Source organism: Salegentibacter sediminis, from assembly GCF_002078605.1.
GTDB classification, from domain to species: domain Bacteria; phylum Bacteroidota; class Bacteroidia; order Flavobacteriales; family Flavobacteriaceae; genus Salegentibacter; species Salegentibacter sediminis.
In genome coordinates, this window is record NZ_MSJR01000007.1 from 181,086 (window position 1) to 195,902 (window position 14,817).

14 protein-coding genes and 1 rRNA gene are annotated in these 14,817 nt (G+C 40.0%); 1 reads left to right on the forward strand and 14 read right to left on the reverse strand.

What is annotated here, in order from left to right; genetic code table 11:
• Positions 1-10: 10 nt before the first annotated feature.
• The 3 genes from BUW93_RS11600 to BUW93_RS11610 form a co-directional block, all read right to left on the reverse strand.
• On the reverse strand, positions 11-463 hold the full coding sequence (locus tag BUW93_RS11600) for an SRPBCC domain-containing protein (RefSeq protein WP_081211861.1): 453 nt from the start codon (positions 461-463) through the stop codon (positions 11-13).
• 97 nt (positions 464-560) lie between these two features.
• On the reverse strand, positions 561-1,349 hold the full coding sequence (locus tag BUW93_RS11605; RefSeq protein ID WP_081211862.1) for a DUF5694 domain-containing protein: 789 nt from the start codon (positions 1,347-1,349) through the stop codon (positions 561-563).
• Between the two features lie 189 nt (positions 1,350-1,538).
• On the reverse strand, positions 1,539-3,683 hold the full coding sequence (locus BUW93_RS11610) for a glycoside hydrolase family 97 protein (protein ID WP_081211863.1): 2,145 nt from the start codon (positions 3,681-3,683) through the stop codon (positions 1,539-1,541).
• Positions 3,684-3,940: 257 nt separating this feature from the next.
• On the opposite strand from BUW93_RS11610, the gene BUW93_RS11615 reads away from it, so the two are divergent.
• Positions 3,941-4,537 carry a Crp/Fnr family transcriptional regulator gene (locus tag BUW93_RS11615; protein ID WP_081211864.1) on the forward strand — a complete coding sequence of 199 codons (597 nt, stop codon included), beginning with the start codon at positions 3,941-3,943 and terminating at the stop codon, positions 4,535-4,537.
• On the opposite strand, the gene BUW93_RS11620 is transcribed toward BUW93_RS11615, so the two are convergent.
• The 11 genes from BUW93_RS11620 to rrf all read right to left on the reverse strand — a co-directional run bounded on the left by BUW93_RS11620 (position 4,534) and on the right by rrf (position 14,707).
• On the reverse strand, positions 4,534-5,733 hold the full coding sequence (locus BUW93_RS11620; RefSeq protein ID WP_081211865.1) for a hypothetical protein: 1,200 nt from the start codon (positions 5,731-5,733) through the stop codon (positions 4,534-4,536). The genes BUW93_RS11615 and BUW93_RS11620 overlap by 4 nt on opposite strands.
• A 355-nt stretch (positions 5,734-6,088) precedes the next feature.
• On the reverse strand, positions 6,089-6,811 hold the full coding sequence (gene ric, locus BUW93_RS11625; RefSeq protein WP_081211866.1) for an iron-sulfur cluster repair di-iron protein: 723 nt from the start codon (positions 6,809-6,811) through the stop codon (positions 6,089-6,091).
• Between the two features lie 80 nt (positions 6,812-6,891).
• The gene (locus BUW93_RS11630; protein WP_081211867.1) at positions 6,892-7,674 is read right to left on the reverse strand and encodes an ABC transporter permease; all 783 of its coding nucleotides are present in this window, start codon (positions 7,672-7,674) and stop codon (positions 6,892-6,894) included.
• Complete coding sequence (locus BUW93_RS11635) at positions 7,667-8,374, reverse strand: ABC transporter ATP-binding protein (RefSeq protein WP_081211868.1); 708 nt, start codon at positions 8,372-8,374, stop codon at positions 7,667-7,669. The genes BUW93_RS11630 and BUW93_RS11635 overlap by 8 nt, the downstream gene beginning before the upstream one ends.
• Positions 8,368-9,609, reverse strand: a complete 1,242-nt coding sequence (locus BUW93_RS11640; RefSeq protein ID WP_081211869.1) for a nitrous oxide reductase family maturation protein NosD — start codon at positions 9,607-9,609, stop codon at positions 8,368-8,370. Before BUW93_RS11640 ends, BUW93_RS11635 begins: the two co-directional genes overlap by 7 nt.
• Before the next feature lies 1 nt (position 9,610).
• A complete protein-coding gene (locus BUW93_RS11645) occupies positions 9,611-10,054 on the reverse strand; it encodes a nitrous oxide reductase accessory protein NosL (protein WP_081211870.1) in 444 nt (147 codons plus the stop codon).
• A 15-nt stretch (positions 10,055-10,069) separates the two neighbouring features.
• The gene (locus tag BUW93_RS11650) at positions 10,070-10,684 is read right to left on the reverse strand and encodes a hypothetical protein (protein ID WP_081211871.1); all 615 of its coding nucleotides are present in this window, start codon (positions 10,682-10,684) and stop codon (positions 10,070-10,072) included.
• Positions 10,685-10,775: 91 nt separating this feature from the next.
• The gene (nosZ, locus tag BUW93_RS11655) at positions 10,776-12,743 is read right to left on the reverse strand and encodes a Sec-dependent nitrous-oxide reductase (RefSeq protein ID WP_081211872.1); all 1,968 of its coding nucleotides are present in this window, start codon (positions 12,741-12,743) and stop codon (positions 10,776-10,778) included.
• A 38-nt stretch (positions 12,744-12,781) separates the two neighbouring features.
• Positions 12,782-13,375, reverse strand: a complete 594-nt coding sequence (locus BUW93_RS11660) for a fasciclin domain-containing protein (RefSeq protein ID WP_081211873.1) — start codon at positions 13,373-13,375, stop codon at positions 12,782-12,784.
• An 88-nt stretch (positions 13,376-13,463) separates the two neighbouring features.
• Positions 13,464-13,985, reverse strand: coding sequence for a c-type cytochrome (locus BUW93_RS11665; RefSeq protein WP_081211874.1), 522 nt, complete (start codon positions 13,983-13,985; stop codon positions 13,464-13,466).
• Between the two features lie 613 nt (positions 13,986-14,598).
• A 5S ribosomal RNA gene (gene rrf, locus BUW93_RS11675) occupies positions 14,599-14,707 on the reverse strand.
• Positions 14,708-14,817: the final 110 nt, after the last annotated feature.

Below are 14,817 nucleotides of genomic sequence, written 5' to 3' on the forward strand. Positions count from 1 at the left end.
CTAATTGAAATTATTCCCGCAGAAAATCGAATGCTCCTTCTCTAAGATTAATGCCGTATTCGAGGTAGGCTTTAAGACAGGCTAGAAAATTTGCCCAGCCTTCGGTGTTATTCTGTAACCATTGTATGCCCATTTCATCATTTTCCCTACTTTTCTCGGTGATATGTACCACGGTAGAATAATTTCCGGCAGGACGCAGTTCGATCTCGGTGAGCAATTCTTCTTCATCTATATCCCAGTAAAAAGAGATGTATCTATCCTGTTCAATTTTATCAATACGCACCGGGGCTTCCTCTTCAAACTCCGGAAACCTCCAAACCAATACCTTTCCTTCTTCCATTGGCCCCGTACTCTCTGAAATAAAATAATTCTTCATTTTCTCCGGATTGACGATGGCTTCAAACACCTCGGCAGCCGATTTCTGTATCTGCAGGGCAACTTTTACCTGAAGTAGTTTTTGCATTGGTTAAGGCTTCTTTATGAAGTCTCAAATTAGTGAATTTTTAATCAGCATGCCGGCTTTCCTTACATCTAAACTGAAAATAGGTGAAAATATGATTTTAAAAATCGGTGTATTCAGTGGCGTCAATAAGTTTATATTTCGGATTGTGTTTCAGAAAAATGTCGAAATAGGCAGTATGAGTGCCTCCAAGGATTATTAGCACGCGATCGTCTTTTTCTAAGGGAATAGCAGAAAAGTTGGCATACATACTCAGGTTCCTTTTGTAAAAATCTGAAATGATCTCTGCGCCTTCATTATTGCCGGGCGACTGCATAGTAGCCAGGAAATTATAGAAATTAAAGGTTTCTGATTTGAATTCTTCAGAATTATAAACTTCAAATTGCCTCAAAAGTGGCTGGGCATTAATCCATTCCACAGTCTTGATACTTTCTTCTAAAAACTCTCTGGATGTATCCTGTCTTTTGGCCATTTCTATAAGTTTTGGGTAGTTGAAGCCAATACGCGCATCTATTCCGTAGACCATTTCCACGCCGGCCAGTCTCCCAACTTCAAAAGCGATAACATTTATCTCTTCGGAATAATTCACCCGATTAGTCTGGTCTTTGAGATAGGCTTGATAGGTCTTGTTAGTAGCCTCATCTTCCTCCGGAACGATCTCTACACATATTACAGTAGGCCTGAATTCAACCAATTGGGCCACGATCCTGCCTATATCTGCCTTTACCTCAGGTTTATTAACGTCTACGTAAGATGAATAGGCATCTGAAGTATTGGTTAAATGAGAAGTAGCAAAATTTAAAACTTTGATTCTCTCTTCATTTTGCGCCTCTGCGAAAAAACTTCCGAGGAAAAAGAATAAAAGAAAAAGATATTTGGGATTGGTCATAATACGGTATAAAAAATCCCGCCGAAGGTAGGGCTTTGGGCGGGTCCTTTGATTAACACCCTATAAAACTATAAAATTTCTAAGAGAAATTATAGAAATGCAACTTAAAGCTTAAAAACTTATGGTCAAAATAAAAACCCCCACCGGTTAAAGTGAGGGTTTAGGTCAAGATGTTATTTCAGATAAAACCTACAACTTTTTCAGCTGCTTTGCTTCATCTTTACTCACTTCCTTAATGCTGATGGCATAACCTCCACCCGGCACAGATAACTGTGAAAGCTTGGATCTATGGTTTACCCGAACTTTCCTGATCTCGTAAGATTGAGGATTGTCCTTGTAATGCGCATTTTTACCATCTGAATATATAGTGGCGATATAATCTTTGTTCTTGTCGAGAAAATCAAATGAGATTTTGGAAATTCGTTCTTCGTTTCCGTTTACATTTCCCACGAACCAGTTGTCCTCTCCTTTTTCTTTTCGGGCAATTGTAAGGTAGTAACCAGGTTCAGCTTCCAGGTAGATACTTTCATCCCAGTCTATAGCCACATCTTTGATAAACTGAAAAGCATCGGGAAATTGCTCGTAATGCTCCGGCAGGTCGGCGGCCATTTGAAGCGGCGAGTACATGGTTACATACAAGGCAAGTTGATTGGCAATGGTACTATTCACATGGGAATCATTATCGGGATTCAGTTTGCTTATATCCATTTCAAAAATTCCAGGAGTATAATCCATAGGACCTCCTATTAAACGCGTAAAGGGGAGAACGGTCACGTGATTGGGTTTAGAACCTCCAAAAGCCTGGTACTCGGTCCCCCGCGCCGATTCATTGGCGATAAGGTTTGGGTAAGTCCTTGCAATTCCGGTGGGACGCACCGCCTCATGAGCATTGACCATCACTTTATAATCGGCAGCTTTCTCCAGGGCATATTGGTAATGATTCACAATCCACTGGGAATAGTGGTTCTCACCCCGTGGCAGAATATCTCCCACATAACCGCTTTTAACAGCATTGTAGCCGTGTTTCTTCATAAATGCATAGGCCGTATCCAGGTGGCGTTCATAATTTCTAACTGAAGATGATGTTTCATGGTGCATGATCATCTCTACACCCTTGCTCTTAGCGTACTCTTCGATCATCTCCACATCAAAATCAGGATAAGGAGTTACAAAGTCAAAAACATAATCCTTTGAATGTCCAAACCAGTCTTCCCAGCCCACATTCCAACCTTCTACAAGCACTCCATCAAAGCCATGTTCAGCAGCGAAATCGATATGTTTTTTAACATTTTCATTATTTGCAGCGTGACGGCCGTTTGGTTTGGCTGCTTCAAAATCGGTTACTCCAAGTTTTACCGCGGTAAATTCATCGGTATAGTTCCAGGAACTCTTCCCCGTGATCATCTCCCACCAAACCCCAATATATTTCATCGGTTTAATCCAGGAAGGATCTTCTATAGCAATTGGCTCGTTAAGGTTATAGGTGATTCTGGATTTTAGGATATCCCTGGCATCATCACTCACCATCACAGTACGCCAGGGGGATTGAGTAGGAGAAACCAGGTAGCCTTTATCTCCATTCACATCTGGAGTTAACCAGGATTCAAAGATCATCTTTTCGTCGTCCAGGTTAAGATGCATGGCAGCATAATCGATAAGTGCGGCCTCGTGCAAATTAATGTACAGACCATCATCAGATTTCATCATTAAAGAGGTTTGCACCCCGGTATCTGAGAAGGAGGTTTGCGAGAGATTGGAAGTAATGGCCTTTTCCATTTGTCCCCGTATCTCCGAAAGTTTTGACTCAATATAATCATATTCCTGGGTATCGTAATCTCCGGGGATCCAGAAAGCCGTATGATCTCCCGCCATAGCAAACTGGGTTCTCTCTTCTTTGATCACGAAATGTCCCAGCTCGTTTTGCTGCGGAAATTCGTAGCGAAAACCAAGCCCGGTATCGAACAACCGAAAACGCAAAACCATTTTTCTGTTGGTTTCGGCTTGTTTCAGATTTACTTCAAGCTCATTATAATGATTTCTAATTTCTTTTTCCTCTCCCCAAACAGGCTCCCAGGTCTCATCAAAATGGGAGGTAGCGGTATCCTCAATACTAAAACCAGCCAAAAGAGAATGTTCGTCATTCTTTAACTCTAATCCTAACTTACTGGTTTTTATCACTTCCTGTCCCTTGTAGTTTAAGCTGTACACGGGGGTGCCATCTTCCTGCAGATTAAAATTCATTTCCAGGTTCCCATCCGGGGATTTAATATCTTGACCAAGTGTGATTCCTACTGCAGCAAGCCAGAAACAGGAGAATAATATTAATTTCTTCATATCTTATTTTTTCAGGGGCTATTTAAAGGTTTTTATGAGATAATTCAGGCAAAATTATCCCTTAATTTTTCTCAAAGATATGACCCATATCAGCAAAACAAGATATTAGGCCGCGTTTTTAACTTTGCTCATATCAAAACCCAAATAGAAATATTAAAATCTTAGCTTTCATTAGTTCTATTCTGAAATTCATTTTTTAATACCTCTTAAATTCTTAATTTTCTCATATTTTTGTGGGCATCCTAAACTAAATAATTATGATTCCTGTAGAGGTATTGGAAGAATTTGGAGCCAAACGAGTTGAATACCCTAAAGGGGAAGTTATTTTTTCTGAAGGCGAAAATGCCAATAATTACTATCAGGTGATTTCAGGGGAAGTAAAAATGAACAATTTCAATTACGATGGAAAGGAATTTGTTCAGGGAATGTTCTTTAGCGGACAGAGCTTTGGGGAGCCGCCCTTGCTAGCCAATGTGAAATACCCTGCTAATGCCGAAGCGATAACCGATTCCGTTCTACTGAAACTTCATAAACTAAAATTTCTGGACCTGCTTTCCTCCCATCCTGAAATTCACCTGGGCCTCACCAAAACCCTGGCCAGCCGACTCTATTACAAAGCCATAATCGCTTCTGAACTCTCTACCCAGGAACCCGAACACCGCATTTTACGCTTACTGGATTACCTAAAGAAACACGTGCACAAACTCCAGGAGCCTTTTTCTTATAAAGTAGACCTCACCCGCCAGCAAATAGCCGACCTAACAGGGCTTAGGGTAGAAACGGTAATAAGGGCTACGAAATCTTTGGAAAAAAAAGGTGAACTAAAGATAAAATCAAGAAAGGTATATCGCTAAGCGCTCCTTTTTAAGTTGGTGAGCAGAATCCAACCTATCCCGATTGGGAAGAGACAACTCCCCGCGAAAAGGTAGACTGCAATATCTTCTGGCATTTGCCAGCGTTGCCACATTGCCATTCCACGGTAAACCAAAATACATTCCGTAACCAAAAAACCGGCAAAAAATATCCAGAACCCGATTCTTGGAAGTCTTATCATTTTAAAATATTGTAATAAAGCAAATAAAACGGGGCTTATTAAGCCCAGGAAAGTCCAGTGAAGGTAAGCAATCACGAAATCGGGGGTTCTATAGGCCAAATCGGCAAAATATGGTAAGGCAGAGAACAGCTGCGCAAGAAGCTTAACCACCAGTACCCAGGCGGTAATTATAAGCAGTTGCCTGGAAAAGGACCCGATATAATCCCCCAAACCGGAAAATTTCAGGATGCGGTGAAATTTCAGAAATGCGAACACTTGCACTACCGCCCCTATACCAGCCAGGTTATAGAATATTGTATTGGGCTGTGTCCATAACACCGATAGAAAAAATGTGAGCAGGATGGCTACATTGATATAGATAAAAAACAATTTAAAATCCCTGCGGGGGATTTCCAGCTTATTATTTTCAACAATAAAGAAAAGCATCCCACATAAAGCGAGTATAAACCATCCATTATACTGGAAATGTAGATAGAAATATATGGCCAGCTTATACCAGATAGAGGTGCTCCCCAGGGTACTCATAATGGCACCTAGGGCCCAGGGGCCAACGCTGGAGATAATCATGTAAATAAGCGATGTGCGTATGCATTTGTAGGAGAAACGTGTTCTGAATTCGACCGGGGTCTTCGTAAAAACCATCCAGGCAAAGAAGTAGCTGGCAATAAGAAAAAGCGTAGAGAAAATAATGGAAAATAAGGCGTAACCCTGGAAAGGAAAGCTCACCAACATCCCCAGGATTGTGAGCTGGGTAAACCAGAAAATCCTCCGGTAGACTTTATCTATCCCGGCATTTTTAAGAAAAAGCATATAAATAATACTGGTGAGCCCCACATAAACCCAGCCCAGCAATGCGACGTGAGAATGCGTATGCACCAGAAACCTAAAGGTCGCAGGGACATCGGCGAAGGAAAACAACCTTAAAACCACACCCAGAAGGGCAACCAGGAAAAAATATCCCAAAGCCAGGCTGATATGCTTTCTTATGACGATCATTTGGTTTGCAAGATAGGAAAATTAGCATCGTAAAGATGAATCTCTCAGTAGCATCAAGATAGGTAGCTCAGCCTCTCATAGGCTTAATGAATTACCATGAAAGTGAGGATTTAAACGAAACAAAAAGGCTGCTCCAGGGCGACAGGTTTATTGATCGATACTATTGGGGCAGTAAAGTTTTATCAATTTTTTTTACCTGCGAGCCACGAAACAGCCGGCTTGCAATCACTAAACTAATCTTAAATAAGTTTCCATTTCTTCCTGCAATACCGGAAGCATAATGGGTGATTCCTCAAAAATGGCTGCTTCAAAGCAAAATGTTTCACTTTGAAACAGCCGGCTTGCAATCACTAAACTAAATCATCACTTTTTTTTCCAAAGCTAGTGCCTTGGGGAAAAGTATATTATTTTCAAGATGGATATGTAAATACAGATCCTTTTCAAATTCGTCTAATTTTGAATAAAAGGCCTTAAAAGTGTTACAGGCGCCCTGCGGGGGAGTGAAACCATCACTCAACTCTGCTATTTTCCTAATAAGGTCTCCGGCACTTTCATGTTCTTCCTCCATCATCTTCACCGGGCTACTGGCATTCCCAAAAGGCGGACGCTCCAGCTTTGTGCCTTCTTTTTCAGCTTTTACCATCTTATTGATAAAGGGAAAGAGTATTAATTCTTCCTTCTTTAGATGGGTTTTTAATTCTCCGGCTAATTGATGAAACAAATTCTCTATTTCCCTAAGCTCGGGTTGTTCATTAGCGTGAGAACGCACTACCCTTTCGCAATAATTAAGCAGCATCGGAATACTTTCTTCTACATATTGATGGTGAACATTCACTATATGATCGGATAGGAAATCAAGTTCCCAGCTATTATATTTATATTCCCTGCTGCCATGGTTATAGGCATTAAGCAAATCTCTTTCAATATCTTTAAGGTTTACTTTTCTCCTCTTACAGGCGGTTTCAAGTTTTTCTCCTCCTCCACAACAGAAATCAATTCCGTATTTCTTAAAGACATGAGCATTTTTTATGTTGTCAGTAACTAACTCAGCTACTGTTTTATCTTTTATGCTATTCATATTTCTTGTCTTAATCACGGTGTAAATATCATATCTTAAGGCAGGAAATTATATGAGCGCAGTCATAAAAGGAAAGTTTTCTAAAAATCTTTTTTCGCTGAAATATATTTAATTCTCCAAACAGGAATTATCACCCATAAAATTAATACTGCAATTGACGTAAATGCTCCCAAGCCGGTGCCAAAGAACTGCTTGAATACAGCACCGGTATAACCCAGCAAAGCAGAAATATCCAGTTTCAGCAGGATAAGTATCCTGGAAAGATCTATAGGATTAAGCATACTTGCCACCAGGGAGAACTTATCCAGGGGATAATCCTGAAAGTACACGAGCGACAATAAAAAGAGGCCGTCATAAACCACCGCCAGGAAAAGCCAAACCAGGATTGCCAGACCAAAACCTTTTATCTTATTCTCATAAGACAAAGCAATATTAAAAGCTATAGCGGTAAAGATAAAGGTGAGAAAAACTCCAGAAATCAAAAGAGAGGCAAAATCCCAGATCGCTCCCGATTGGAACAAGCCGTAAATAATAAATGGTAAACCCAATCCCAGGATAAGACTGGCAGATAGCGAAATAGCCACGCCCAGATATTGTCCCAAAAATATAGAGCTTCTTCTTACCGGCTGGGCCAAAAGAAGTTCTGTGAATTCCCGTGAATTATAAAAATACATCACTCCAAAGATGGTCCCGATAAGCGGCACCAGGATAATTATGACATTCATAAGAGTAATCACGGCATTGGAGAGATCGTTGTTCAAAAACAACAACACTACCCCTAAAAGCAGGTAGAAAAAGAAATACACATAGCTCCAGAGGCTACGGGAAAGGTCGTAAAAACTATATTTTAATATTTTAAGCATGGTTTTCGGTTAAGATGTTGGCAATGGCGTGTTCGAAATCCTTCTCCCCTGTAGAGGTTTTTAGTTCCTCCACGGTCCCGTTAAAATAGATTTGTCCTTCCAGTAAAAATACAATCCTGTCTGATATTTCTTCCACAAAACTCATAATGTGCGAGGTAATCAGAATGGTCTTTCCTTTTGCTTTTTCCTGCTGAATAAGCTTTCGCAGGCGGATAAGCGAAACTGGATCCAGGCCTGAGGTTGGCTCATCCAGAATTATTAACGGGCTATCAAACATAAAACACAAGACCAGGTTTACCTTCTGTTTACTCCCTCCCGAAAGGTTACTGAGTTTTTTGTCCAGAAAGGGTTCCAGCTTAAATAGGTCAATAAGTTCCTCATCCCGCGCTTCTTTACCACGCAGATCTTTGATCATATCGATAAGTTCCAACACCCTTAAGTTGCCGGGGAAATTGGCTATTTGCGGCAGGTAATCTATATTCTTTCGATAATTCCAGTGTTTTTTCACCCTTTCCCCATTAACTTCAATTTCTCCTTTTTGGGGTATTACCATCCCGAGGATACTTTTTATAAGCGTGGTCTTCCCTGAGCCATTGGGACCTAACACCGCTATAATTCCGTTTTCGGGAGTTTGAAGGTTAAGCCCATTCAGTACCACCAGGGAACCGAATTTTTTATGCAGATTTGTTATACTTACCATTGAATTCTTTTCATTTGGGGTTGTTCATCGATGAGATCGGCCGGAGTAAAAATAGGAGAAACTTTCTCTGAAAAATCCAGCATATCTATAAACATACTTCTTAAAAGCACGATCGCTTCGGGAGTTTTATTCACCAGGAAAGAGAAGAGGGTCACAGGCCTGAAAGGCACATCCCCTATCCCATCTTTATTAAGATCGTAGCCAGTATAGCCGCTCCAGTAATTATTGCTGAATTTATTGTCATTGAGTTTCCCGGTATAGGCGACATCAAAGGAATTATATAAAAAATTGTTCTGTGTAAAGTTATTGTCATAAACAGCTCCACGTATCCTTACGGCGTAGCCATTGTTCTTAAAATCGTTTTCGATATAATTTATTCGGTTGGTATTATCGGCACTAATGGCAATAGTGTTATCTTCAAAAATATTATTTTTTAACTCTGAATCGTTTATCTCCTTCAGAAGAAGACCGTAGGAAGCACTCCCCCAGTTCTTTCTGAATTGGTTATCCTGCATATCTATAAATTTGGAATACATCACTGCTACTCCCGCACCATTATTCTCAAAAACATTGCCCTTATACAAATCGTGATCTGAAAACATAAAATGCAGACCATAACGTAAGTTATCCTTACATATATTATCAATGATCTCAGAATTATTCACAAATTCCAGGTAGATGCCATCCCTTAGGCCAACTACTTCATTATTTTTTACGCTTATTTTTTCCGACTTCCATATATGAACACCGTTACCCGAAGTAGACTGGTCTTTTGCATTACTGGTAATATTATTACCGGAGACAATCCCCTCGGAAGACCTTTCTAAAAGAATACCAAAAAACACCTGATCCAGCCTGTTATTCTTCACCTCAAAATTCTTAGAGTTTGAAACCAGGATTCCGGCGAAGTCATTTACATGACTTCTCCCAACATTGATAATCTTTAGGCCTTCTATAGAAAAATTTTCAGCTCTTATGCTTATTGCGGTGCCTTCCATTTCGGCGTCAATCACCGGAAAGCCTTCTCCTATAATGTTAAGGGATTTATCGATAATGGAGATATCGTGTTCTTTATAAATGCCGCTTTTAATGCGGATAACATCACCATTTTCGGCCATGTCTACAGCAGCCTGAATAGTCTTCACCTCACAAGTCTTACAGACTTCGATCTCCTGAGCCTGAGATATTGCTGTTGTTAACCCGAAAAATAAAAAAAGAATAAATAATCTACCCATGTTATTGGCGACTTGTTGTTAATGAATCCTTTTCAAGGAAATGGGTCTTTAATTCTTCCCAGTTAAATGTTCCTTCAGATCCATTATTAACAACAGGACTTTCCTTCTTAAAAGCAGCAAGATTGCCACCCATAGGGGAGTTAATACTATCGTTTATAACAAAACCGGCATTCTTTACGTCTATCATTGTTCCAGGCTGCTCAAAATTGGCAACCAGGTTTATAGCCATATCATAATTATGCTGAAGCTGGTCGTTAACCATGCATTCTATAGCATCATATTTATACTGCTTTCCTTTTTGGCTTACGGCCTGCGCTGAATAGGCTTTATTTACAATGGTCATTTCGCAAAAATCACAATTATCATTGCCGTAGTCTATTGGTTGGGGTTCATTGCTGCATGCAGTGAACAGCCCCAACACAAAGAGGTAAATTATCTTTTTCATAGCTTTAATTTTTCTTTAGCTTCGGCCTTTAGTGGCTTTTTTTCCAACCCACCAGGCGACTAAAGTTAGTAACATTCCTGCAAACATCAAATAGGCACCTGCTCTAGGATAGGAATGCGCTGTAAAATTCAGAATTTTCTGAGATCCCAGCAAGGGTGGTTTGTAGCTTAATGGATTACCTTCAGAGTCGGTTAACTTCATAATGGCTTTAGGATCAAGGTCAGTACCGTAGTCTGTTAGCCAGTTATTGAAATCTACCATTCCTAAGATACCTAGAATGGTCATGAGAATGAGCCAACCTAAGAACCAGTTTGGACCAATAACTTTAAAGAAGCCCAGAATTCCCAGCAGGACACCAAGGGCAGCCATTCCGCCAATTACTAGCGGGAAAGTATTGAATTCCCACATTTCTGCAGGAGTAGGGATCTTTTTCATCCCAATATAGTGGTTAATACCGTCAATATTCTGTATATCAAATTCTTCTTCGCCCTGTATTCCACTAATATAAATATTCATCCCCAGAGGATCTGGATACTGTGGCGCTTCCAGTTGTATATTCCAGAGTGGATAGATAAAGAGGCCGAGCAGTAGCACCGAACCTATTACCATTAAAATTCCTGATTTTTTCATTTGTTAAGGGGATTTTTAAAAGAAGGCGGGTAAATTTTCCATCCACCCGCCTTTCTCAATCTAAAAAACAACCAGTTTTCAACTAAATAAACTAATTAATCTCTTCATCATCCAAAGTCCATTTCAATGGCACATTTGAATTCTGGCCAGATACTCTTACGTATCCCTGCATTTCCTGGTGAAGAGCTGAACAGAAGTCGGTACAGTAAAATGGCCATACTCCTTCTTTTTTAGGTTCCCAGGTAATCGTTTTTGTTTGCCCGGGCATAATCAGGAGTTCAGAAGTGTTTGCACCAATCATAGCGAAGCCGTGGGGTACATCAAAATCCTGCTCAAGGTTAGTAACGTGGAAGAATACTTTATCTCCTACTTTAATCCCTTCAAGGTTGTCTGGAGAGAAGTGACTTCTCACGGTAGTCATATATACGTGAACTTCATTCCCATCGCGAACCATTTTTGTCTCAGACTCACTGGTAGCGGCATATTCGTGCTCGTTCTCATCCAACCTGTAGATTTTCTGAGATTTTGATTTAATTTTGTCTGCAGGAATACCGGCAGCATAGTGAGGCTCTCCGTGAGTTGGGAAATCTAATAAAAGTTCCATTTTTTCTCCGGAAATATCATATAACTGTGCAGAGTGCTCTAACTCAGGTCCTGTTGGCAGGTAACGATCTTTGGTGATTTTGTTCATAGAGATCATATATTTCCCATAAGGTTCTCTTGAGTTACCTCCAGGAATCATAAGGTGACCAACTGAATAGTAACTTGGCTGTCTGTCAAGTACTTCCCAGGTTCCTAATTTCCATTTAACAACTTCAGAAGAAATAAAGAAAGTTGTATAAGCGTTTCCTTTACCATCAAATTCGGTATGTAGTGGTCCTAATCCTCCTTCTTTTACGGTTCCTGCAAGGGTAGAATCAAAATTTAGAATAGGAATACCATAAGCATCACCTTCAAAGTCTTCATTTTCAATAGCTTTAAGCATCTTTGAAAAAGAGTGAACAGTAAGGTCGGTAGATAATTTACCATTACCTACAATGTACTCTCCAGTTGGGTCTACATCACAACCGTGAGGAGATTTTGGAGTTGGCATAAAGTATACTGCTCCTTCTACTTCTCTTGGATCTACGGTAAGCACTTTACTTTCCATAGTAGTTGTAGCCGACTGGGTGCTGTGATCAAAATAGTTGTGTGCATATTCAGCATCAATTTCTTCACCACCTCCATTTTGAACATATTCCTGGATTTTCTTCCAGTTTACAGCAGCAATGAAATCCTTATCATTCTGAGAAGCGTTAACTTCCTGCATTGTATGTGCTTCTTCGGTATTATAAGTAGTAAAGAAGAACCATCCGTGGGAATCTCCACGTCCGGGGTGAGAAAGGTCGTAGTTAAATCCAGGCATTTTCAGCTGGAAATCGATACTCATTTTTCCGTCATCGCCAATAGCGATAAAGGTAAGAGGGCCTTTAAAGTTTCCTTTCATTTGATCGATAGCCATATCCTCTTGAGGATAAGGTACAGAGAAACGCGTTCCCGCTACCACATATTCGGTATTTTCAGTAATGAAAGAAGAAGAGTGATTCCCTGCACTGTGAGGGATCTCGATGATCTCTTCGGTTTCAAAGGTTTCAAGGCTAATACGTGCTATCCTTGGAGTGTTATTTTCGTTGATGAATATCCAACGTCCGTCAAGTTCTCCGTTTGTTTGAGAAATATCGGGGTGGTGGGAATCTCCCCATGGCACGAAGCCAAAAGAAGTATTTAACATCGGAACAGTTTCCTCAGAATATCCATAACCATTGGTCGGAAACTGAGAAAAAACAGGGATCTCTTTTAGCATTCTACCTGAAGGCAAGCCGTAAACGGTTAGGTTCCCACTATATCCTCCTGAAAGGAATGCATAATATTCATCATGCTCTCCCGGTGCCACGTAAACACGGTCTGCCGCGTTAGAGGTAAGAGCTCCGGATTTCTCATCAGAAGATCCACCATTGCCACATGATTGGATAATAAGCCCCAGGACACCCAGGACCGCGATTCTAAAAATATTTTTCATTAGATTGGGTTTTAATTTATTGTTTGAAATTGGATTGATTATTCTTTTGGTAAAATGACGTCTTCAACTACATGGACCCATCCATTACTTACTTTTACGGTCGCTATAATTTTAGCTCCCCCCACAATAATGTCTTCTCCGTCACTACTAACTTCTACATTTTCTCCTGACGCCATATAAAGGGTGCGTCCTTTTTCGATATTTTTTTCAAGCATATCGATAGGATAATTGCTGGGCGCCACATGATTTTTAAGGATATAAGCCAGTTTAGCCTTATTTTCAGGTTTTAAAAGATCTTCAACGGTGCCATCAGGAAGTTTATCAAAAGCTGCATTGGTTGGAGCAAAAACCGTAAGCGGTCCCACATTTACCAGGGAATTTTCTACCCCAGCAGCTTTAACTGCAGTCACCAAAGTGGTATGATCTTCAGAATCCATAGCTAAGCGTAAGGCGTTTGGATTTTCACTGTCATCGTCGATAAAGGCCTGACCTTTATTTGAGCCGGCATCATTACTTACTTCATTAACTTCGGCAGGAGTCTCACTCTCATCATTGGTGTTATCCTTACATCCTATAAGCACTGAAGAACTTATCAGCAGGAAAGTCATCATTAAAAAGGGAATTGATTTCATCATTTGTTGGTTTGGTTAGGTTTATTCAATCAAAAAGCTAATTCGTTGCGAATTTATAAGGCTAATACTTATAAAAATATGAGAATCATCAGTTTTGCTCATCATATTGTCTAAAGTATTCAAGTATCGCCCGGGCTTCATCTTCAACGAGTCCTTGATTAGCCATCACTGCCATATTTGATTCAATAAGCAATTTTTTTGCAATTGGATCTTCCTTGATCATTTGTTCAGGATTAAGAATCATGTTCATAATCCACTCAGGAGAACGTCTTTCGGATACTCCGGCCAATTGAGGACCAACAAATTTCTTATCCATCTTATGGCAGGCAGAGCACATATTTTTAAAGATATCTCCTCCGTTGGAAGCCATATCGGCATCAATACCATCTCCCAACTCAACATTTTTTATAGGCCCAATTCCTTTATTGGATAGATCGTCTCCGCTATCGGCCTCAGATTCCTGGGAGGTGCTAGACTTTTCTTCGGGAGCAGGGGCTTCCTTGTAGTCGTCTAAACGAATTTCATCTTTTTCTTTTTTCTCTGAATTACCACAAGAAAACATTAGCAACATTGCTGCAAAAATTCCAGTTGTTTTTAGCAAACTTTTCATAATTATTAGATATTTAATTAATTGTAAAATTACCGGGTATTAGCCTTATTTTTTATGACTTAAGTCATATACTTATGAAGGTACAATTTTTTTAAAAAATGCTTTTATTCTCTTTAACAGAGAACTAAAAAGCTAAAATGCAAGAGGTTGCCAATTTTATTGGAGCTCTCTCCATATTTATTCTAATGGTAGGAATACAAATTGAGCTGTTTTAAAGGAATTTAGAAGGGTCTTCAATAATCCCGGAACGATATTTAAAGGCCTATGCAATCAGTTAGTAGCTTAGCTACCTATTTCAACCCAAAATTTCGTTCGCTCTGGCCACCAGGCTTGCAAGTTTATTCTTGTCAGGATTATTTAATAGCCATTTTAACCATTTCACTTTACCCCATAAAAAAACCCTTAACCAAATACATGATGAAGGGTCTTAAAAGAAAGCCCACCCGAACGTAGCCTTCGGTGCGGGCGGGGTAGTGACCTATTGAATGACCACCTTCGCATACCCGTGCCTGCAAGCAGTATAAAAAGCTATGGGTATTAATCCCGCTTTCCAGCGGGATCTCAATTAATTTCAAAAAAAAGACCCTTACAAATTAATGTAAGGGTCTTAAAAGAAAGGCGGTGACATACTCTCCCACAAATAGCAGTACCATCTGCGCTAACGGGCTTAACTTCTCTGTTCGGAATGGGAAGAGGTGAGCCCCGTTGCCATAACCACCTTAAGTCGTTGAGCTTGGCATAAAACGTCTTCAAACGTCTTATCCAACTCCTAATGAGTTGACATATTTAAGAAACAAAGAATATAGATAAACCTGGAGGTCAAGCATTCAAA